We start from the raw sequence: 20,087 nt of genomic DNA on the forward strand, positions 1-20,087 counted from the left end.
GGACCAGGAGTGTCGCCCTCGGATTGATCTGACAGGAAGATCTCCTGTCTAATGGAGCTATGACGGATCTTCTTTCATTCGCTGACCGCAAGGACCTCCGCGGCGACGCCGTCGTGGCGCAGCCGGCGTGGCGGGCGCTGAAGGACGTCGTCGAGGAGATCCGCACCTGGCAGCTCGCCGACGGCTCGATCGATCTCGGCGCCGAGGGCGCGCCCTCCCGTGAGGCGGCGGCCGCCGCGGTGGCGCGGGTCACCGACGCCGTCGAGCACCTCTCGCCGCTGCTCCCGCACGACGCGGCCTACCACCGTGCCGTCGTCGCCGACCTCCGCCGCTGGGCCGAGACCGGGTTCGGCGTACCGGACTTCCTCGACTCCCTGCTGGCCTTCACGCCCGCGCGCGAGCGCACCGACGGTCGCCAGCACCTCGTCGTCTTCCCGATGTACACCCAGAACGGCAACCCCGACCGCAACCTCGAGGCCGTCGTCTTCCGGATGGTGTGGCCGGACTGGCTGTCCGAGCTCGAGGCGACCCGCTACGACAACCCGCTGTTCTGCGGCATCGCGTTCGAGGACTTCACCAGCGGCTACGACACCAACTCCGCCGTGCTCTTCCCCGAGACCGTCGCGGTGCGCGAGGTGCCTGAGCGGTTCAGCTGGGGCGGCATCTTCTGCGACCGCGAGGCCGCCCGCTTCCGGCGGGTCAGCCGGGCCGCCGTCGACCTGCTCGGCGTCGACCTGCCCGACGAGGTGCGCGGCCTGATGGACGACCAGCAGCGCAGCCAGGACGCGTTCGTGCTCTGGGACATGATCCACGACCGGGCGCACAGCCACGGCGACCTGCCCTTCGACCCGTTCATGATCAAGCAGCGGCAGCCGTTCTGGATGTACGGGCTGGAGGAGCTGCGCTGCGACCTCACCGCGTTCAAGGCCGCCGTCGAGCTCGAGGCCGAGGGGGTCACGCAGGCGACCGACGTGCAGCACGCGATCCTGCTCGACCGGATGTTCCGCTTCCCGGTCACCGGCGAGCGCAGCCGCAACTACGACGGACTGGGCGGCCAGCTGCTCTTCGCCTATCTGCACCGGCACGACGCGATCCGCTGGACCGACAACACGCTGCGGATCGACTGGGAGCTCGCGCGGGAGACGACCGGAGCGCTGTGCTCGGAGATCGAGCAGCTCTACCGCGACGGGATCGACCGGCCCAAGCTCGTGCACTGGCAGGCCGGCTACGCGCTGGTCAGCCGCTACCTCGCGCCGCACCCCGCCTCGAAGTGGGCGCGCGGTGCCGAGGCGCTCGACCTCACCCGGCAGCCGCGCGAGCTCGTCGACGATGTGCTGCCCGACGAGTTCCCGTTGAGTATGTTCTTCGAGGCGCTGGCGAAGAAGCTCAAGAACGTCATCGCGGAGACCCGCGGCATCCGTGCCGCCGCCTGACTGAACGGAGCACATCACCCGTGGCCGACACCGCAGCACAGCGCCGGCACGACCCCGACGCCCGCCAGTTCGCCAGCGACAACTACGCGGGCGTGCACCCCGAGGTGATGGCGGCGCTCGCGCTCGCCAACGGCGGACACCAGGTGTCGTACGGCGAGGACGCCTACACCGAGCACCTCCAGACGATGATGGCCGGCCTGTTCGGGGCCGGCGTCGAGGCGTACCCCGTCTTCAACGGCACGGGCGCCAACGTGATCGGCCTGCAGGCGCTCACCGACCGGTGGGGCGCCGTGATCTGCGCCGACACCGCGCACATCCACAGCGACGAGGGCGGTGCCCCGGAGCGGATGGGCGGGCTCAAGCTGCACACCGTGGCGACACCCGACGGCAAGCTGACCCCCGAGCTGGTCGACCGGCACGCCTGGGGCTTCGAGGACGAGCATCGCGCCATGCCGCAGGTCGTCTCGATCACCCAGTCCACCGAGGTGGGCACGCTGTACACCCCGGACGAGGTCCGGGCGCTCGCCGAGCACGTCCACGAGCTCGGCATGCGGCTGCACCTCGACGGCGCCCGGCTGGCGAATGCCACCGCCGCGCTCGGCGTACCGGTCCGGGAGTTCACGTCCGACGCCGGCGTCGACGTGCTCTCCTTCGGCGCGACCAAGAACGGCGCCCTCGGCGGCGAGGCCGTCGTGGTCCTCAACCCCGACGGCGTCAGCCACCTCAAGCACCTGCGCAAGCTCTCGATGCAGCTCGCCAGCAAGATGCGCTTCGTCTCGGTGCAGTTCGAGGCGCTGCTCGCCGACGGGCTGTGGCTGCGGCTCGCCGACCACGCCAACGCGATGGCACAGCGACTCGCCGCCGGGGTCCGGGAGATCGACGGCGTCGAGATCCTCCACCCGGTCCAGGCCAACGGCATCTTCGCCCGGCTGCCCCACGACGCCAGCCGCCGGCTGATGAAGCGGCACCGCTTCTACTTCTGGGACGAGGCCGCCGGCGACGTGCGCTGGATGTGCTCCTTCGACACCACGGAGGACGACGTCGACGCGTTCCTCGCTGCGCTGCGCGAGGAGATGGGCCGCTGACCCCGGGTTCGGTCCGGACTCAGCCCGGCAGGTCCTGACGCCGCATCGCGAACACCCAGCGCCGGCGCGGGTGCTCGCTGACCGACCACAGGCAGCCCGTCTCGGGCCACCACACCAGGTCCTCGGGGCCCGGCGGCGTCGCCCAGCGGTGCTCGCGCAGGGCACCCGGCAGGCCGACGTACACGGATCCGGGCCGGTGCTGCCCGCGGGACCGGGTGATGACATAGGTGCCGTCGACCGCGGCCACCCCCTGCATCCGCGGTACGCCGCGGTCGTCGACCTCGGCGACCGAGCGCCCGTCGGCGGCGTGGTGGGGCAGCCCGCTGGCGAGGTCGATCGCGAACCGGGCCATCCGGCGGGTCTGCGCCGCGGACCCGTACTCACCGACGAGCAGGGCCGGCTGCTCCTGGCTGCGGTCGAGGGTGAGGAAGGAGTACCGCAGTCGCTCCACGCCCTCGTCGTGCCCGCTCTGCTGGGTGAACCGGATCGGAAGCACGTAGCGGTGCCCGAACGTGCGGTACGGCGACCCGGCCGGCACCCGCAGCACGTCGCCGACATGGGCGCTGTGGATGCCGGCGCCGGTCGCCGCGACGTGCAGGAAGTCGTCGTGCCACACGATGCCACCGGCATGCACCTTCAGCGGCTTGAAGCCCGCCCGGCCGTCCTCGAGCGTCGGCACCACCAGCAGCACGTGGCCGTAGCGGCGGCGAGCCAGGTCCACGACGCTGATCCGGGAGCCGCCGGCGGTCCGGGCGTACCAGGAGCTGACCAGCACGTCGTGGCCGTGCCGCTCGCGGAAGCCCGTCTGCGCGGAGGTGGTGATGCCCTGGGGGTACCAGTTCCGGTCACGTCGGTCGGCCGCCTCCCAGGTCCACGCCGCGCTCACCTTCAGGCCGAGCAGCCGGGGGAGCGGCGCGAACGTCCGCCGCAGCCGGAGCGGCAGATCCGCGGCCATGGCTGCGATCCCGACCCGGCCGCCGCCGTCGGAGGTCAGTGCGGCGACGAGCGCCTCGATCTCGTCGCCGTTCTCGGCCGTGCGGGTCAGGTGCAGTCCGGACACGGCCGCCACGGTAGCCGAGCGCAGCATCTCCGGCGGATCGGGGAGTTGCGCAGTCGCCTGGTGACCGCGGGGCTCCCCGATGTCGGCGTAGGGCTGGGATGATGGCGCCATGCGGGGCATCTTCTTCGACGAGGACGACGCGCGGGCGGCCGCGTCGGTGCTGGTGCGCGGCGGCTTCTCGGCCGAGGTGGTCCGCGAGCGGCTCGCGGGCGAGGACGACGACGAGGACCACCCGTGGGCGATCGTCACCGACGCGCCCGAGATCCAGCTCGAGATGCTCGTCGAGACCTACGACGGGTGGCTGGACCGCGACGAGGATCCCGACGGGTCTCCGGGTGCACCCGACCAGGCGGGGCTCGTGCTTCCGCTCCCCGACGCGCCGCGGCGGATCAAGCGCCCGGAGTGAAGCGCGCGGGTCCCCTCATTAGGCTCGTCCCCATGACCGCAACCGCCGCCCACCGGCTGCTCCTCGTGCACGCCCACCCCGACGACGAGTCGATCGGCCAGGGCGCCACCATGGCGAAGTACGTCGCGGAGGGTCGGGGCGTCACGCTGGTCACCTGCACGGCGGGGGAGATGGGCGAGATCCTGGTGCCCGAGCTGGAGCATCTCGCCGCCGACAAGGAGGACCGGCTCGGTGAGCACCGCCGCGGTGAGCTGGACGACGCGATGAAGGCGCTCGGGGTCACGGACCACCGGTTCCTCGGCGGATTCGGCACCTACCGCGACTCCGGGATGAAGTGGCACGAGGACGGTCACGCGGTGGCGGCCGACGACGTGCACGAGAACGCCTTCTGGAACGCCGACCTCACCGAGGCCGCCGACCACCTCGTCGCGGTCATCCGCGAGGTGCGCCCGCAGGTGCTGGTGATCTATGACGAGTTCGGCGGCTACGGCCACCCGGACCACATCCAGGCCCACCGGGTCGCGATGTACGCCGCGCAGCTCGCGGCCGTGGCGTCGTACCGGCGGGACCTGGGCGAGCCCTTCGAGATCGCGAAGATCTACTGGGGCGCCATCGCGGAGAGCCGCATCCGCGAGGGCCTGCGCCGACTGCGGGAGGCGGGCGACACGACGACCTTCGAAGGCATGGACCCCGACAACCTGCCGCCCATGTTCCGGCGCGACGAGGACATCTCGTGCGAGGTCGACGCGAGCGAGCACGTCGAGCGCAAGCTCGACGCGCTGCGTGCGCATGCCACCCAGATCACCACGGACGGGCCGTTCTTCGCGCTGTCCAACAACGTGGGGGCCGAGGCCTTCGGGCGTGAGCAGTTCCGGCTGGTCAAGGGCGTCGCCGGTCCGCTCGACGCCGAGACCGGCTGGGAGACCGACCTCTTCGCCGGCATCCCGGAGCGGTGAGAGCGGGACCGGTTCGCCCGCTGGTCGCGCTCGCCTGCCTGCTCCTCGGCGCCGGCGTCGGGCTGGCCACCGTCCTGCTCCACGGCTACGGCTGGGGGCTGGGCCTCGGCATCGCCGCGACGACGGCCACGCTGGTGGCCCTCCCCGGCGGCTGGTGGCGGCGGCTGCCCTTCGCCCTCGGCTGGACGGCGATGCTCGGCGTGGCGAGCGTCCAGCGGCCGGAGGGTGACTACGTCGTGTCCAGCGACGCCTCCGGCTACCTGCTGCTGGCGTTCGGTGCCGTCGTCCTCGCCTCGGGCTTCCTGGGACTGCTGTCGCGCTCCGCTGCCCCGTCCGCTGCCCCGTCCGCCGCTCCCGGCGCGACTGAGAATGCGGACGGGTGAGCAACCCCTCCTTAGGATGGCGCGTGTGACCTTCTGGGACTCTGATACGCGCGGGGACTCGGCGGCGAAGGCCGAGCGGCCCGGCGGCCGGATCGTCGTCGTCGTCATCGTCCTGCTCGTGCTGCTCGCCGGGGGCGGGTACGTCGCCGCCCATGCCGTCGCCGGCGACAAGGTGCCCACCGGCACCGCCATCTCCGGCGTCGAGGTCGGCGGGCTCACCCGCGACGCGGCGATCGAGAAGCTCGAGCAGGCCTTCGGGCCCCGCGCCGACACGCCGATCACCGTGAGCGTCGGGCACCAGGGGCAGACCGGCAAGGCCAACGACGCGAAGGTCGAGCCGGGCGACATCGGCCTCGCCATCGACTACGCCGCGTCGGTCGACGCTGCCGGTGCCGGCGAGTCGTGGAGCCCGGCTCGCCAGTGGGACTACTTCACCGGTGGCGGCGACGTCGACGCCGTCGTGGACGTGGACGAGGACCTGCTCGACGAGAGGCTCACCGAGCTCTCCGAGGGCCTCGGCACACCACCGGAGGACGGCACGGTCACCTTCACCGCCGACGGCGTGCAGACCACGCAGCCCCAGGCGGGGCAGGCGGTCGACCGCGACCAGGCCCGGACGGCGATCACCGACGCCTTCCTCGCGGGCGAGACGTCCGTCGAGCTCGAGGTCGCCCCGGCGCAGCCCGACATCGACGCCGCCGACGTCGCGGAGGCGCTCGACGCCTTCGCCAACCCGGCGATGGCCAACGCCGTGACCCTCCAGTTCGGGGAGAACGACGTCAAGCTGACCCCGCGCCGGTTCGCGGGCGCGCTGTCGATGAGGCCCGAGAACGGCAAGCTCGCCCCGGCCGTCGACGAGGCGGTCCTCGCCGAGCTGGTCAAGGGCGCCACCGCCAACGGTGAGCCGGTCGACGCGACCGTGAAGCTGAACAAGAAGAGCAAGCCGAAGGTCGTCCCGGCCAAGCCCGGCGTCACGTTCGACCCCGGCGAGGCGGCCCAGGTCTTCCTCGGGCTGCTGACCGCCCCCGAGGGCTCCCGCAGCGGTCCGGTCACCGCGCAGGTGGTGGACGCCGCCTTCACGACCCAGGACGCCGAGAACCTCAAGATCGTCGAGCTGGTCTCCGAGGAGCACACGCTCTACCCGCACGCCGACTACCGCAACATCAACATCGGCCGCGCCGCGGAGCTGATCGACGGCACCGTCCTCAAGCCCGGTGAGGAGTTCTCCCTCAACGGGATCGTCGGTGAGCGCACCGCGGAGAACGGCTTCACCGAGGGCTACATCATCAGCAACGGGATCTTGAAGAAGGACCTCGGCGGCGGCGTCTCGCAGATGGCGACGACGATGTTCAACGCGATGTTCTTCGCCGGCCTCAAGGACATCGAGCACAAGCCGCACTCGTTCTACATCGACCGCTACCCGGTCGGCCGTGAGGCCACGGTCGCCTGGCCGACGGTCGACCTGCGCTTCCAGAACGACACCGAGTACGGCGTCCTCATCCACGCCTGGGTGGTGCCGAGCACCTGGTCCCGCCAGGGCAAGGTGACCGTCCAGATGTGGTCGACGAAGGTCTGGGACATCGACTCCAAGACCTCCGCCCGCTACGCCTACGTCCCGCCGGCCACCCGCACGCTGACCACCCCGGACTGCGAGCCGCACACCGGCTGGTCGGGCTTCCAGGTCGACGTCACCCGGATCTTCCGCAAGCACAAGGAGTCGGCGGTCGACCACACGGAGAAGTTCCACACGGTCTACACGCCCTCGGACACGGTGAAGTGCGAGCAGCCGAAGCCGCCGGCGGCGGGGAACCCCGACCCCGGCGACGGCTGAGCCTGGCCCCGTCCGGTCCCCTGCGGACGACCGTCACTCACCAAGCACTTGCTTGGTAGCATGGGTCCATGACCCCCGTGATCGAAGGCTGGTTCACCACGGGAGCCGAGCCCCGACTGCTCGCCTCCCGGTGCACGCGATGCAGCAACGTGGTGTTCCCGCCGGTGTCGTCCGCCGCCGGCGCGGCCGCGTTCTACTGCCGCAACCCCGCCTGCGACGGCCAGGAGCAGGACAGCGTCGAGCTCTCCCGCCGGGGCCGGGTGTGGTCCTACACGGACGCGCAGTACCAGCCGCCGGCGCCGTACCAGCCCGCGGGCGACCCGTTCCAGCCGTTCGCGCTGGCCGCGGTCGAGCTGCCCGAGGGGCTCGTGGTGCTCGGCCAGGTGGCCGACGGCTACGGCGTGAGCGACCTGAAGGTCGGCACCGAGGTGGAGCTGGTCGTCGAGACGCTCAACGTCGACGAGACCGGGGAGCGCACCATCTACCGCTGGAAGCCGATCGCCGGACAGGAGGCGAGCGCATGAGCGTCGTCATCACGGGTGCGGGCATGCACCCCTGGGGCAAGTGGGGCCGCGACTTCACGGAGTACGGCGTGCACGCCGCCCGGGCGGCGCTCGCCGACGCGGGCATCGCGTGGGCCGACGTCGACCTCGTCGTCGGCGGCGAGACCGTCCGCAACGGGTACGCCGGCTACGTCGCCGGCTCCACCTTCGCCCAGGCCCTCGGCTGGAACGGCGCGCGGATCGCGACGTCGTACGCCGCCTGCGCGACCGGTGCCCAGGCCATCGACACCGCCCGGGCCCGGATCCTGGCGGGCATGAGCGAGGTCGCGCTGGTGGTCGGGGCCGACACCACCCCCAAGGGCTTCCTCGCCCCCAACGCGGGCGAGCGCTGGAACGACCCCGACTGGCTGCGGTTCCGGCTGCTCGGCATGACCAACCCGGCGTACTTCGCGCTCTACGCGCGCCGCCGGATGGACCTCTACGGCGCGACGTCCGAGGACTTCGCCCAGGTCAAGGTCAAGAACGCCAAGCACGGCCTGGCGAACCCCTACGCGCGCTTCCGCAAGGAGTCGACGGTCGCCGAGGTGCTCGCCTCGCCGGTGGTCTGCGACCCGCTGCACCTGCTCGACATCTGCGCGACCTCCGACGGCGCGGCCGCGGTGGTGCTGACCAGCGCCGACTACGCCAAGAGGCACGGCATCGCGTCGCCGGTGACGGTCGCTGCGGTGTCGACCGTGACGCCGACCTTCCCCAACACGGTGATCGACATGCCGCTGCTCGCCACCGACTCGTCGGCGGTGACCGGGGTGCCGGAGCGGACCTTCAAGGAGGCGATCGGCCAGGCGGCGTACGAGGAGGCGGGGATCGACCCCTCCGAAGTCGACGTCGCCGAGGTCTACGACCTCTCGACCGCGCTCGAGCTGGACTGGATCGAGGACCTGCAGCTGTGCAAGCGCGGCGAGGCCGAGGCCCTGCTCCGCGCCGGCGACACCACCCTCGGCGGCCGGATCCCGGTCAACCCCTCCGGTGGCCTGGCGTGCTTCGGCGAGGCGGTGCCCGCCCAGGCGATCGCCCAGGTGTGCGAGCTCACCTGGCAGCTCCAGGGCCGCGCCGAGGGCCGTCAGGTCGAGGGCGCCAAGGTCGGCATCACCGCCAACCAGGGCCTCTTCGGCCACGGCTCGTCGGTGATCCTCTCCGTCTGAGCCCGACGTGGTGTCGGGCCGGACTCAGCTCCCGGGAGGGCGGATCTCCCAGACGACGTGCTCGCCGGTGAGGCCCTTGAGCTCGACTGCGTCACGCTCGACCAGGGCCAGTGCGGCGTCGTCGTCCAGCGCGTCGCGGACGGCGTCGCTGGCGAGGATCTCGCCGCCCCGGGCGAGGTTCGCGACGCGGGCGGCCATGGCGACGTTGCGGCCGAAGTAGTCGCCGTCGCGGGCGACCACCTGGCCGGTGTGGACGCCGATCCGGACCAGGATCGGGCCGTAGCGGCGCAGCGTCACGTCACGTGGCAGGTCGCGCTGGATGCCGAGCGCTGCTCGGCAGGCGGCCTCCGTGTCGCGGAAGGCGACCATGAAGCCGTCGCCGGCGGTCTTCACCACCTGCCCGCGGTACCTCTCGATCCGGGTGCGCAGCACCCGGTCGTGGGCCGCGAGGACCTTCACCCAGGTCGCGTCGCCGAGCCGGTCGTTGAGCGGCGTGGAGTCCTCGATGTCGGAGAAGAACAGGGTGACCGTGCCGTCCGAGTCGGCCATGTTGAGGATGTCGGCGCGCTCGTCGTCGCTGGCCCAGCTCTGCAGGTCCTCGACCGTGCTCTGGATCAGGCCGGTGATGCCGTGGGAGCGCACCTTCGACGCGGTCCGGATCACCCGGCGTACGGCGCGCTCGGCCGAGTTGGCGGGCGGCGGCGGGCGCAGCGCGGCGTCGAGGTCCGACTCGAGCTGGGCGATGTGCGTCCGGGCGTCGGCGAGCCGCTCCTGCAGCCGGGCACGATCCCGGGCGAACAGCACGACCAGACCGAGCAGGCCCGCCACCAGGAGGCACAGGAGCACGACGACGACCGCCACGATCGAAGACTAGGGCCCGCGGGGGTCTTGCGGGCGGCAGTAGCGTGAGACGGTGACCACTCCGGCTCCGAGGACGGCTCCGACGTCCGCCCCCACGATCAGCACCCTCGGCGAGCTCCGTGCCTCCGGCCACCAGCACAAGCACCTGCGGGCCGAGCTGCGCGACAACCTGCTCGCCCTGCTCGCCGCCGGCCAGGACCCCTGGCCCGGTCTCCACGGCCTCGAGGACACGGTCATCCCGCAGCTGGAGCGGGCGATCATCGCCGGCCACGACGTCGTTCTCCTCGGCGAGCGCGGCCAGGGCAAGACGCGGCTGCTGCGCACCCTCGTCGGCCTGCTCGACGAGTGGACGCCGGTGATCTCCGGATCCGAGCTCGGCGAGCACCCCTACGACCCGGTCACCGTCACGTCCAAGGCGGCCTTGGCGTCGTACGGCGACGACCTGCGGATCTCCTGGCGGCACCGCGAGGAGCGGTACGCCGAGAAGCTGGCCACGCCCGACACGAGCGTCGCCGACCTGATCGGTGACGTCGACCCGATGAAGGTCGCCGAAGGCCGCTCGCTGGGCGACCCGGAGACCATCCACTTCGGCCTGATCCCGCGCTCCCACCGCGGCATCGTCGCGATCAACGAGCTGCCCGACCTGGCCGAGCGGATCCAGGTCGCGATGCTCAACGTGATGGAGGAGCGCGACATCCAGATCCGCGGCTACGTGCTGCGGCTGCCGCTCGACGTGTTCGTCGTCGCCTCGGCGAACCCGGAGGACTACACCAACCGCGGCCGGATCATCACCCCGCTCAAGGACCGCTTCGGCGCCGAGATCCGCACCCACTACCCGAAGGCGCTCGAGGCAGAGATCGCCGTCGTCCGGCAGGAGGCGGACCTGCTGCCCGACCTGGTCGACGTCCCCGACTTCCTGGTCGAGATCCTGGCCCGCTTCACCCGCAACCTGCGCGACTCCAGCGCCGTCGACCAGCGCTCCGGGGTCTCTGCCCGCTTCGCGATCGCCGGTGCCGAGACCATCGCCGCCGCGGCGCTGCGCCGCGCCACGATCCAGGGGGAGGACCGTGCCGTCGCGCGGGTCGTCGACCTGGAGACCGCGGTCGACGTCCTCGGCGGCAAGATCGAGTTCGAGTCGGGCGAGGAGGGCCGGGAGGGCGAGATCCTCACCCACCTGCTGCGCACGGCGACCGCGGAGACCGTCCGCGAGCGCTTCCGCGGCCTCGACTTCGCGCTGCTCGTGGAGGCCGTCGAGGAGGGCGCGACCGTCGTCACCGGCGGCCAGGTGTCCGCGCGGGACGTCCTGGCCGGGCTGCCGGTGCTGGGGGAGTCCGACCTCTACGACCAGGTCTGCGAGCGCGTCTGTCCCCCGTCACCGGGGGTGGCCGGTGGCGGTCGCACCGACGGCGAGCGCGCCGCCGCGATCGAGCTCGCCCTCGAGGGCCTGTTCCTGGCCCGCAAGATCGGCAAGGACTCCGACGGGGTCGAGACCGTCTATGGCTGATCCCTCGCCCTACGCGGTCCGCGTCGGCTCCGGCACCCTCCGTGACGACGGGGGGCGTCGAGTCGAGGGCGTCGTGCTCCCGCACGCCTGGACCGAGGAGGGCGTCCTCGCGGGACCGGCCACCAACGGTGCCCAGGTGCTCCACCTCGCGGTGGCGCTGTGCGTGCTCAACGACACCTACCGCGAGGCGCGGCGGCTCGAGGTGCCCGTGCACGGGGTCGCCGTGACCGCCGACGGCGGCTTCGACGACGTGGGGACCTCCACCGGCATCGCCTACGACATCACCCTCGACACCACCGCCCCCTCCGAGACCGTGCAGCTGCTGCTCGAGGTGGTCGAGGAGGTCGCCGAGATCCCGCGGGCGATCCGTGCCGGGGCCGACGTACGACGGAGGCTGACGTGAGCCGCTACCGCAGGTACGACGGCGGCGACCCGCTCGCCCCGCCGGTCGACATCGCCGAGGCGCTCGACGCCATCGGCGAGGACGTGATGGCCGGCTACAGCCCGGAGCGGGCGATGCGGGAGTTCCTGCGCCGCGGGGGACAGGACCAGGCCGGCCTCGACGACCTCGCCCGGCGGGTGGCCGAGCGACGTCGCGACCTGCTCCAGCGGCACAACCTCGACGGCACGCTCGACGAGGTCCGCGAGCTGCTGGAGAAGGCCGTGTTGGAGGAGCGCAAGCAGCTGGCCCGTGACGCGATGATGGACGACGGCGAGCGCGCCTTCCGCGAGCTGCGGTTGCAGAGCCTGCCGGACTCGCCCGCCGCCGCGGTCACCGAGCTGGGCGACTACGACTGGCAGTCCCGCGAGGCGCGCGAGGCCTTCGAGCAGATCAAGGACCTGCTCGGCCGCGAGCTCCTCGACCAGCGCTTCGCCGGGATGAAGCAGGCGCTGGAGAACGCCACCGCGGAGGACCGGCAGGCGATCAACGAGATGCTGACCGACCTCAACGAGCTGCTCGAGCAGCACGCGGCCGGCCAGGACACGCAGCAGGACTTCGACGACTTCATGGCCAAGCACGGCCAGCACTTCCCGGAGAACCCGCGCGACGTCGACGAGCTGATCGACGCGATGGCCCAGCGCTCGGCCGCCGCCCAGCGGATGCTCAACTCGATGAGCCCCGAGCAGCGCGCCGAGCTGATGCAGCTCTCCGCCCAGGCCTTCGGCTCCCCGGCGCTGGTGGAGCAGCTGGGCCGGCTCGACCAGAACCTGATGTCTCTGCGCCCGGGCGAGGACTGGGGCGGCTCGGAGCAGTTCGGCGACGGCGACCAGGGCCTGGGCCTGGGCGACGGCACCGGTGTCCTGCAGGACCTCGCCGACCTCGACGCGCTGGCCGACCAGCTCGCCCAGGCGGGCAATATGGGCGGCGCCCGCTTCGGCTCCGCCGATCTCTCCTGGGTCGACCTCGACAAGCTGGCCCGCCAGCTCGGCAACGAGGCCGCGGTCGATGCCCGCAAGCTGCAGGAGCTCGAGAAGGCGCTGCGCGAGTCCGGTGCGATGGAGCGTGGCTTCGACGGCGAGCTGCGACTCACGCCGAAGGCCATGCGCCAGCTCGGGAAGGCGCTGCTGCGCGACGTGGCCCAGCGGATGTCGGGCCGTCAGGGTCAGCGCGACCTGCGTCAGGCCGGCGCCGCCGGCGACCTGTCCGGCGCGACCCGGTCGTGGGAGTTCGGCGACACCGAGCCGTGGGACCTGCCTCGGACCATGCTCAACGGCGTCCTGCGCCGCGCCGGCGACCCCGGTGGTCCGCTCCTGTCGATCGACGACGTGGAGGTCGCGGAGACCGAGGCACGCACCCAGGCCGCCGTCGCGCTGTGCGTCGACACCAGCTTCTCGATGGCGATGGACGGGCGCTGGGTGCCGATGAAGCAGACCGCGCTGGCGCTGCACACCCTCATCGGCTCCCGGTTCCGCGGCGACAGCCTGGAGCTGATCGGCTTCGGCCGGCACGCCCAGACGATGCGGATCGAGGAGCTCACCGCTCTCGATGCCCGCTGGGCGAAGGGCACCAATCTCCACCACGCGTTGCTGCTCGCCAACCGTCACTTCCGCAAGCACCCCAATGCCCAGCCGGTGCTGCTGATCGTCACCGACGGTGAGCCGACCTCCCACCTGGAGTCGAGCGGCGAGGTCTCCTTCTCCTACCCGCCGCACCCGATGACGATCGCGCTCTCCGTCCGCGAGCTCGACAACGCTCGCCGGCTCGGGGCGCAGACGACCTTCTTCCGGCTCGGCGAGGATCCGGGCCTCGCGCGCTTCATCGAGTCGATGGCGCGCCGCGTGGACGGCTCCGTGATCGCTCCCGAGTCGGGCGACCTCGGTGCGGCCGTCGTCGGGTCCTATCTCGGATCCCGCGGTGGCGGGGCCGGTGGATCGGGCGGCTCCGGGCCGGGGACGTACGGCGACTGGTTCGGTTCGCGCGGCTTCTGGGTCGGCTGAGAGGCCCTTCCTGAGCGGGGATCCCGGGTCCGCTGTGGACAACCGGGATCGCTCGTTTCCCGGCGGTGACCGTCGGGCAGCCGACGGTGCATGAACCCCTACCTCACCCCACCGGTGCCGTCATGGCCGTGATCCTCGACGTCCCGTACGCCGTCCTCCGCGCCGCACGCGAGCGCTGGGATCTCGTCGGCGACGAGCTCGACGGTGCCTGGCGCCGCCTCGCCGCGGCCTCGACCACCGACCTGTCCGCCACCGTCGCCGCCGCCGTCACGGGCTTCGCCGAGCCGTGGGCCGACGAACTCAAGGCGGCGGCTGCTCTGGCCGCCGGCTACGCCGAGGAGTTCGTCTTCTTCCACCGGCGGCTGGTGGTCGTCGACCGGGCGCAGGCCGAGCGGCTGCGCTCGCTGCTCCCGTGGGCGGAGCGCGACGCGGCCGTCAGGGAGGTGAGCCGGCCGTGACGATCGTCCAGGTGCCCGCCCACGTCCCGGCCTGTCCGCTCCTCGACTCGAAGCCCGCCGGTGCCCAGGACCTCGCCACCGACCTGCGCGCCGTCACGATCGCGGTCAAGAACGTCCAGGACCGGGCGGCCTCGGCAGGGGCGCCGGCGTGGGCGGGTGACGCCGCCGACGCCCACGACCACGCGTCCACCCGATTCGCCGCCCGGCTCGATGCCGGCGAGGCCGCCCTGGACCGGGCGGTCACCGCGGCGGACCGCTTCGGCGAGCGGCTGGCGGGGCTCCTCGGCCGGCGCGACGACCTCACCGTGCGGCGCAACGGGCTCAACGACGAGATCGACGCCCTCGCCGCCGAGGTCGTCGCGGCGACCGGCGACGACCGGCTCCCGGAGTTCCGGCAGCGGGCCGCACAGCTCACCGCCCGGGCCGACGACCTGCGGGTCCGGATCGCCGCGTGGGGCCAGGACGAGGCCGACGCGGAGACGGACCTGGTCGCCGCGCTCCGGTCCGTCGACACCACCGTCGAAGGCAGGGAGCTCGCCGCGGACCCCGCCCGACCGGGCTCCGCCGACCTCGCCCGCCGGCTCCGCGCCCTGCTGGGCGACCCGGCGGCGCTGGCCGCGTGGTGGCGCGGCCTCCGCCGCGCCGAGCAGGAGGCGCTGACCACCGAGCATCCCGAGCTGGTCGGCAACGCCGGCGGGGTGCCGGTCAGCGACCGCGACGAGGCCAACCGGGGCGAGCTCGCCCGCGATCTCGACCTCTACGCCCAACGTGGCGAGGACGGGCAGCTCACCCACGACGAGAAGAGGCTCGTGGCGAACGCGTCCCACGTCCACCAGGGTCTGGAGGAGTACCGCGACCTCCGCGACACCGGGACCGGCACCCACCTCACCGAGCTGATCGCCTACACCCCGGGCCTGCACTCCGGCGACGGCGGCGTCGCCGTCAGCTTCGGCGACCCCGACACCGCCGGCCACGTGTCGGTCAACGTGCCCGGGCTCACCACCGAGGCCGCGAGCCTGTCCGGCAACCTCGACAAGACGCTTGCCCTGCACCAGGCAGCGGTCGCCGAGGACCGAGGCAGCGTCGCGTCGGTCCACTGGGCCGACTACGACGCGCCGAGCGGCAACCCCCTCAACCCGTTCGACCCGTTCGGGCAGCTCGACTTCGGGGGCGTCGCCCTGTCCGACAAGGCGGAGGCCGGCGGCGAGCGACTGTCCGACTTCGTCGACGGCATCCGGGCCTCCGACCAGGGCGCGCCCGCCCACCTGACGGCGATCGGGCACAGCTACGGCTCGACCACCCTCGGCCACGCGCTCACCGGCGGCCTTCCGGTCGATGACGCGGTCCTGCTCGGCAGCCCCGGCGTCCCTGCCGCCACGGCGGGGGAGCTCACCTCGGCCGAGGTCTGGGTCGGCAGCAAGGACCACGATCCGGTGACCCTGCTCGGGGGCGTCGGCCCGCTCGGCCAGGACCCGGCCGACGACGGCTTCGGCGGCACCCGGTTCGAGACCGGCGACGGCGCGCTGAGGGCCGAGGAGCTCCTCGACAACCACACGTCCTACTTCGAGGGGGCCTCCCTCGACAACGTGGCGCACGTCGTCGCGGGCGCTGGCGGCGAGGTGAGCGAGCAGCCGCCGCGCGGGGCGGGCGGCAGCGCGCACCTCACCCTGTCCGAGCTGCTGGTCGCGTCGAGCGCCGCGAGCGTCGGTCACGGCCTGGCCGAGGCCGGCACCTGGCTCTGGGAGCAGACCCGGTTCGGCGGGCTCCGGTGACCACGCGCCGGACACCGTCCGTGGCCCGCGCCGTCATCGTCGCCGTCCTGACGGCCCCCGGGCTGTCCGGGTGCGCCGATGGCGCCGCACCGGCCGGTCCCGAGGGCGCCGAGGGGACTGCAGCCGTCGAGGCCGTCGTCGCGGCGTCCGACGACGCCCTCGAGGGGGTCCTGCGCGACGTGGCCCGCACCCTCCGGCTCGAGAGGGCGCGGGGCAGCCGGTCGTTCACGATCTGTGGGGACGGCCCGTCGCCGCGCGGCGTGGTGACCAACAGCTTCGTGCACTTCGACTCCGCGTCCGGCCTCACTCGGCAGAAGGCGACGGCCGCCGCCGTGGCGCTGCTCGAGGCCGACGGCTGGACGGTCGACGACCCCGGCGACCAGGTGCTGCTCACGGCCGGCAAGGGGCGACTGCTGCTGCAACTCCAGATCGCGCCGAGCCTCGTGCAGGTCGACCTCGGATCGGAGTGCATCGAGACGTCCGGTGACGTCGCGCGTGCGTACGACGCCCGGCCCGTCGCCGGGCTGGAGGACCTGCCGGCCTCGTAGAGTTCGGCGACGTGGGGGACCTCAGCCTGACCGTCGTCGCGCTCCTCGCGCTCGCGGCCCTCACCGCCGGCTTCGTGGACGCCGTGGTCGGTGGCGGTGGCCTCGTGCAGCTGCCTGCCCTGCTGCTCGGCCTGCCCGGCGCGAGTCCGGTCCAGGTGCTCGCGACCAACAAGATCGCCTCGGTGTGCGGCACGGCGGTCAGCTCACTCACCTACTACCGCCGGATCGGGCCCGACCCGCGCACGTTCGTGCCGCTCATGGCGCTCGCCCTCGGCGGCGCGTTCTCCGGAGCCCTGCTGGCGTCCCGGATCCCGCGCGACGCGTTCGAGCCGATCGTGCTGGTCGCACTCGTCGCCGTCGGCGGATACGTCCTGCTGCGCCCTCAGCTGGGGGAGCGGACCGCACTGCGCTTCGCCGGCCACCGGCACCTCGCGGCCGCGATGGGCGTCGGGTTCGTGATCGGCTTCTACGACGGCATCCTCGGTCCGGGCACCGGCAGCTTCTTCGTCTTCGCCCTCGTCGGCCTCATGGGCTACGACTTCCTCCAGGCCTCGGCCAAGGCCAAGCTCGCGAACTTCGCGACCAACATCGGTGCGCTCCTCCTCTTCATCCCCAGCGGAGCGGTCCTGTGGGACGTCGGGTTGATGATGGGCGCCTGCAACCTGGTCGGCGGCTACCTCGGCGCCAGGACCGCCGTCGCCCGCGGCTCCCGGTTCGTCCGGGTTTTCTTCATCGCCGTGGTGAGCGCCTTCGTCGTCCGGATCGGTGGCGGTGTGCTCGGCCTGTGGTGAGGGCCCCGGGCGACGCCTAGCCTGGGGGCCATGAGCATTCCGGTGGATCCCGCGGACCTGTGCCAGGCGCTCGGCGACTTCGGCAGCGGCTACCTGCTGACCACGTCCTCCCCGCAGGTGAAGGTCGTGACCGTCGACCCGGTGGCAGGTGACGACGGCACCTTGCGGATCGCCGGTCCGGGACGGGGGACGCTGCGCAATCTCGCCGAGAATCCCGCGGTGACGGTGGTGTTCCCGCCGCAGGAGCGCCACGGATACACGCTCCTCGTCGACGGCACCGCCGCGACCGACGGTGAGGACGTCGTCGTCACGGCGAGCGCCGCGGTGCTGCACCGGCCCGCTGCCCACGCCGACGGCCCACTGCCGCCCGACGGCTGCGGCCACGACTGCGCGCCGGTGGGCGGATGACCGCGCCGACGAGTCCCTTCTGGGTCACCGCCTTCCTCGACAACGCGGCCACCCACCACCACGAGAGCGTCGGGTTCTGGCAGGAGGCGACCGGGTACGCCGTCTCGCCCCCGCGCGGCGACCACGACGAGTTCGCGTCCCTGCTGCCGCCGGACGGCGACCCCTTTCTCAAGGTCCAGCGCCGCCATGCGGGCGTGGACCGGCTCCACCTGGATCTCCATGTCGCCGACCCGCTGGCCGCGGCCGACGCGGCTCGGGTCGCCGGCGCGACGATCGTCGCCGACCGCGGGCACGTCGTCCTGGCCTCGCCCGCCGGCCTCGTCTTCTGCTTCGTCGATCACCCCGCGTCGCGGCGTCCGGCCGCGGCCGTGCACCGACCGGGATCGGCCGCGCGGGTGCGCCAGGTCGCGATCGACGTGCCGCGGGCGGCGTACGAGAGGGAGCTGGGCTTCTGGGCCGCCGTCACCGGGTGGCGGCAGCGCGCATCGACGGTCACCGAGGACTTCAGGTTCCTCGTCGCCCCGGCGGGCCAGCCGCTCGGGCTGCTGGTCCAGCGACTCGGCGCGGACGACACCGGTGACGTGCGGGCGCACCTCGACTGGGGCACCACCGACCGGGCCGCGGAGACCGAGCGGCATCTCGGGCTCGGCGCGCGGGTGCTGGCGCAGCACCAGCACTGGACCGTGCTCGCCGATCCGGTCGGCCGGGTCTACTGCCTCACCGACGGCGATCCGGCTTAACGGGCCAGAACACCTAGTCCGCCGGGGTGAAGCCCGGCAGGAACTCCTGCATGATCGCCCGGAACGGCGCCTCGGCCTCGAGCTGGCTGAGCACGCCGACACCACCGAGCCAGGTGCGGTGGATCAGGACGTAGGACGGGGGCAGGTTGAGCTTGATGCTCACCGTGTACGCCGGGTCCTTCGGGTTGTTGATCCGCTGGAACTGCTCGCGCATCCACTCCCGGCTGAACCGGAAGCGCTCCACGAGCGTCGGGTCGACGAAGGGCGACAGGTAGTCCATGAGGAGCCGCGGCTCGATCCGGATCCGGTCCTTGAGGAAGCCCTCGTCGCGCAGGCCGGCGATCAGCGCATCGCCGTCGCCGGCCGCGCACAGCGTGATCAGCCGGCCCATCGGCTCGGGCAGTCCGCGCTGGGGGAGCCGGGCCACGGCGCCGAAGTCGAGGACGCCGATGCGACCCGGTGAGCCGTCCTCGTGGGGGATCACCCGGAAGTTGCCGGGATGCGGGTCGGCATGGAGCAGGCCGGTGCGCGCCGGTCCGGAGAACAGGAACCGGGTGAAGATCTCGCCGTAGTGGTCGCGCTCCTGCGGCGTGCCGTCGGTGATGACCGCCGCCAGCGAGCTCGTCGAGTCGAGCCACTCGGTGACCAGGACGCGGGGCCCGACCGCGACGACGTCCGGGACGACGATGTGCGGGTCGTCGCGGAACTCCCGGGCGAACTCGCGTTGAGCCTCGGCCTCGAGGTCGTAGTCGAGCTCCTCGCGGGCCCGCGCCTGGACCTCCTCGACGAGCGGCTTCATGTCGACGCCCGGGATGAGCGGCCCGATCGCCCGGGCGGCCCGGGCCAGGGTGCGCAGATCGGCCATCAGCGCCTGGCCGGCGTTGGGGTACTGCACCTTCACGGCGACCCGCCGGCCGTCGTGCCACCTGCCCTCATGGACCTGCCCGATGCTCGCGGCCGCCGTCGGTGCCCCGTCGAGCCAGACCAGCTGCTCCCTCCAGTCGGCGCCCAGATCCTCGGCGAGGATGTCGCGGACCGTCTGGGTCGGCATCGGGGGAGCGGAGTCCTGGAGCCGGGTCAGCTGCTCGCGGTACGGCGCCGCCATCTCCTCCGGCAGCGCCGACTCGAGCACCGACAGGGCCTGGCCGAACTTCATCGCCCCGCCCTTGAGCTCGCCCAGGGTCCGGAACAGCTGCTCCGCGGTGCGCTGCTGGATCTCGCTCATCACCGCCTCGGCCGGTGCCCCGCCGAGGCGCTTGCCGAACCCGACGGCCGTGCGGCCGGCGTACCCGAGGGGGAGTGCCGCGAGCCGCGCTGTGCGCGCCGCGGCCTTCCGGGGGAGGTCAGCCATGCCCTCAGTCTGTCAGGTGGCCCCGTACCGGGACGCCCTCGTGGCCGGGCGCCCGTCCCGAGATCGGGTTCCCGAACGGCTCAGGTGCGCCTGATCGTCGCCGATGCGCCCCGTGACCCTCGCCCGGACGGGTCGTTCCTCCTCCCGAGGCGAGCACGGGATCGGCCACCGTCCCCGCCGTCCGTCGAGAGCTCGTCGGAGCGCGCGTTCTCGGATATCGAATGCCCCACGCTGAGGGCGTGGCGCACGACACATCCGGGTCGCCCAACAAGTCCCCGCATGGTCCGGACATCGCCTAGGAAAGCACCTAGCGTGAGAGCCGATCAATGGGACACGCCCGTCTCGATCCGTGGGAG

At 72.7% G+C, this 20,087-nt stretch carries 20 protein-coding genes; 17 read left to right on the forward strand and 3 right to left on the reverse strand.

From position 1 onward, the window contains the following. Positions 1-59 precede the first annotated feature (59 nt). Together KVF89_RS29275 and KVF89_RS29280 are read left to right on the forward strand one after the other, a co-directional pair. A complete protein-coding gene (locus KVF89_RS29275) occupies positions 60-1,433 on the forward strand; it encodes a DUF6421 family protein (RefSeq protein ID WP_257430692.1) in 1,374 nt (457 codons plus the stop codon). Between the two features lie 20 nt (positions 1,434-1,453). Continuing rightward, positions 1,454-2,518, forward strand: a complete 1,065-nt coding sequence (locus KVF89_RS29280; protein ID WP_257430694.1) for a threonine aldolase family protein — start codon at positions 1,454-1,456, stop codon at positions 2,516-2,518. 19 nt (positions 2,519-2,537) lie between these two features. On the opposite strand, the gene KVF89_RS29285 is transcribed toward KVF89_RS29280, so the two are convergent. Further along, on the reverse strand, positions 2,538-3,689 hold the full coding sequence (locus tag KVF89_RS29285) for a hypothetical protein (protein WP_257430696.1): 1,152 nt from the start codon (positions 3,687-3,689) through the stop codon (positions 2,538-2,540). On the opposite strand from KVF89_RS29285, the gene KVF89_RS29290 reads away from it, so the two are divergent. The 6 genes from KVF89_RS29290 to KVF89_RS29315 all read left to right on the forward strand — a co-directional run bounded on the left by KVF89_RS29290 (position 3,688) and on the right by KVF89_RS29315 (position 8,859). Further along, a complete protein-coding gene (locus tag KVF89_RS29290; RefSeq protein WP_257430698.1) occupies positions 3,688-3,984 on the forward strand; it encodes a hypothetical protein in 297 nt (98 codons plus the stop codon). The two genes, KVF89_RS29285 and KVF89_RS29290, sit on opposite strands and share 2 nt — an antisense overlap. A gap of 32 nt (positions 3,985-4,016) precedes the next feature. Next, a complete protein-coding gene (gene mshB / locus KVF89_RS29295) occupies positions 4,017-4,940 on the forward strand; it encodes an N-acetyl-1-D-myo-inositol-2-amino-2-deoxy-alpha-D-glucopyranoside deacetylase (RefSeq protein WP_257430700.1) in 924 nt (307 codons plus the stop codon). Further along, positions 4,937-5,323, forward strand: coding sequence for a hypothetical protein (locus KVF89_RS29300; protein WP_257430702.1), 387 nt, complete (start codon positions 4,937-4,939; stop codon positions 5,321-5,323). The genes mshB and KVF89_RS29300 overlap by 4 nt, the downstream gene beginning before the upstream one ends. 25 nt (positions 5,324-5,348) lie before the next feature. Beyond that, positions 5,349-7,154, forward strand: coding sequence for a VanW family protein (locus KVF89_RS29305; protein WP_257430703.1), 1,806 nt, complete (start codon positions 5,349-5,351; stop codon positions 7,152-7,154). Positions 7,155-7,222: 68 nt separating this feature from the next. Further along, the gene (locus tag KVF89_RS29310; protein WP_257430704.1) at positions 7,223-7,678 is read left to right on the forward strand and encodes a Zn-ribbon domain-containing OB-fold protein; all 456 of its coding nucleotides are present in this window, start codon (positions 7,223-7,225) and stop codon (positions 7,676-7,678) included. Then, positions 7,675-8,859: a lipid-transfer protein gene (locus KVF89_RS29315; protein ID WP_257430705.1), complete on the forward strand. Its 1,185-nt coding sequence runs from the start codon at positions 7,675-7,677 to the stop codon at positions 8,857-8,859. Before KVF89_RS29310 ends, KVF89_RS29315 begins: the two co-directional genes overlap by 4 nt. Before the next feature lie 24 nt (positions 8,860-8,883). Here KVF89_RS29315 and KVF89_RS30535 read toward each other — a convergent pair whose 3' ends face one another. Next, on the reverse strand, positions 8,884-9,720 hold the full coding sequence (locus tag KVF89_RS30535; protein ID WP_257430706.1) for an adenylate/guanylate cyclase domain-containing protein: 837 nt from the start codon (positions 9,718-9,720) through the stop codon (positions 8,884-8,886). Between the two features lie 52 nt (positions 9,721-9,772). Between KVF89_RS30535 and KVF89_RS29325 the strand changes: the two genes are divergently transcribed. The 9 genes from KVF89_RS29325 (at position 9,773) to KVF89_RS29365 (ending at position 18,380) form a co-directional block, all read left to right on the forward strand. Further along, positions 9,773-11,224, forward strand: a complete 1,452-nt coding sequence (locus tag KVF89_RS29325) for a MoxR family ATPase (RefSeq protein WP_257430707.1) — start codon at positions 9,773-9,775, stop codon at positions 11,222-11,224. Continuing rightward, a complete protein-coding gene (locus tag KVF89_RS29330; protein ID WP_257430708.1) occupies positions 11,217-11,627 on the forward strand; it encodes an OsmC family protein in 411 nt (136 codons plus the stop codon). The genes KVF89_RS29325 and KVF89_RS29330 overlap by 8 nt, the downstream gene beginning before the upstream one ends. Further along, positions 11,624-13,663, forward strand: a complete 2,040-nt coding sequence (locus KVF89_RS29335; protein ID WP_257430710.1) for a vWA domain-containing protein — start codon at positions 11,624-11,626, stop codon at positions 13,661-13,663. Before KVF89_RS29330 ends, KVF89_RS29335 begins: the two co-directional genes overlap by 4 nt. Positions 13,664-13,785: 122 nt before the next feature. Continuing rightward, positions 13,786-14,121 carry a hypothetical protein gene (locus KVF89_RS29340; protein WP_257430712.1) on the forward strand — a complete coding sequence of 112 codons (336 nt, stop codon included), beginning with the start codon at positions 13,786-13,788 and terminating at the stop codon, positions 14,119-14,121. Next, positions 14,118-15,893 carry an alpha/beta hydrolase gene (locus KVF89_RS30540; RefSeq protein WP_257430714.1) on the forward strand — a complete coding sequence of 592 codons (1,776 nt, stop codon included), beginning with the start codon at positions 14,118-14,120 and terminating at the stop codon, positions 15,891-15,893. The genes KVF89_RS29340 and KVF89_RS30540 overlap by 4 nt, the downstream gene beginning before the upstream one ends. Continuing rightward, on the forward strand, positions 15,890-16,441 hold the full coding sequence (locus KVF89_RS29350) for a hypothetical protein (protein ID WP_257430716.1): 552 nt from the start codon (positions 15,890-15,892) through the stop codon (positions 16,439-16,441). Before KVF89_RS30540 ends, KVF89_RS29350 begins: the two co-directional genes overlap by 4 nt. An 11-nt stretch (positions 16,442-16,452) precedes the next feature. Further along, positions 16,453-17,232, forward strand: a complete 780-nt coding sequence (locus tag KVF89_RS29355) for a TSUP family transporter (RefSeq protein ID WP_257430717.1) — start codon at positions 16,453-16,455, stop codon at positions 17,230-17,232. Positions 17,233-17,262: 30 nt separating this feature from the next. Next, positions 17,263-17,640 carry a pyridoxamine 5'-phosphate oxidase gene (locus KVF89_RS29360; RefSeq protein WP_257430718.1) on the forward strand — a complete coding sequence of 126 codons (378 nt, stop codon included), beginning with the start codon at positions 17,263-17,265 and terminating at the stop codon, positions 17,638-17,640. Beyond that, positions 17,637-18,380 (forward strand): VOC family protein, encoded by a 744-nt coding sequence (locus KVF89_RS29365; RefSeq protein ID WP_257430720.1) that lies wholly within the window; start codon positions 17,637-17,639, stop codon positions 18,378-18,380. Before KVF89_RS29360 ends, KVF89_RS29365 begins: the two co-directional genes overlap by 4 nt. A gap of 13 nt (positions 18,381-18,393) precedes the next feature. Here the strand turns inward: KVF89_RS29365 and KVF89_RS29370 are convergent, their stop codons facing one another. After that, positions 18,394-19,731: an ABC1 kinase family protein gene (locus KVF89_RS29370; RefSeq protein ID WP_257430721.1), complete on the reverse strand. Its 1,338-nt coding sequence runs from the start codon at positions 19,729-19,731 to the stop codon at positions 18,394-18,396. Between the last annotated feature and the right edge of the window lie 356 nt (positions 19,732-20,087).

The sequence above is a fragment of the Nocardioides carbamazepini genome (genome assembly GCF_024614185.1).
GTDB lineage: Bacteria > Actinomycetota > Actinomycetes > Propionibacteriales > Nocardioidaceae > Nocardioides > Nocardioides carbamazepini.

What these genes read in the sequence shown, in the direction of transcription:
- KVF89_RS29340 (WP_257430712.1), top strand. Translation starts at nt 13,786, where the DNA reads ATGGCCGTGATCCTCGACGTCCCGTACGCCGTCCTCCGCGCCGCACGC.
- KVF89_RS29330 (WP_257430708.1), top strand. Translation starts at nt 11,217, where the DNA reads ATGGCTGATCCCTCGCCCTACGCGGTCCGCGTCGGCTCCGGCACCCTC.
- KVF89_RS29310 (WP_257430704.1), top strand. Translation starts at nt 7,223, where the DNA reads ATGACCCCCGTGATCGAAGGCTGGTTCACCACGGGAGCCGAGCCCCGA.
- KVF89_RS29360 (WP_257430718.1), top strand. Translation starts at nt 17,263, where the DNA reads ATGAGCATTCCGGTGGATCCCGCGGACCTGTGCCAGGCGCTCGGCGAC.
- KVF89_RS29275 (WP_257430692.1), top strand. Translation starts at nt 60, where the DNA reads ATGACGGATCTTCTTTCATTCGCTGACCGCAAGGACCTCCGCGGCGAC.
- KVF89_RS29285 (WP_257430696.1), bottom strand. Translation starts at nt 3,689, where the DNA reads ATGGCGCCATCATCCCAGCCCTACGCCGACATCGGGGAGCCCCGCGGT.
- KVF89_RS29365 (WP_257430720.1), top strand. Translation starts at nt 17,637, where the DNA reads ATGACCGCGCCGACGAGTCCCTTCTGGGTCACCGCCTTCCTCGACAAC.
- mshB (WP_257430700.1), top strand. Translation starts at nt 4,017, where the DNA reads ATGACCGCAACCGCCGCCCACCGGCTGCTCCTCGTGCACGCCCACCCC.
- KVF89_RS29290 (WP_257430698.1), top strand. Translation starts at nt 3,688, where the DNA reads ATGCGGGGCATCTTCTTCGACGAGGACGACGCGCGGGCGGCCGCGTCG.
- KVF89_RS29315 (WP_257430705.1), top strand. Translation starts at nt 7,675, where the DNA reads ATGAGCGTCGTCATCACGGGTGCGGGCATGCACCCCTGGGGCAAGTGG.
- KVF89_RS29370 (WP_257430721.1), bottom strand. Translation starts at nt 19,731, where the DNA reads ATGGCTGACCTCCCCCGGAAGGCCGCGGCGCGCACAGCGCGGCTCGCG.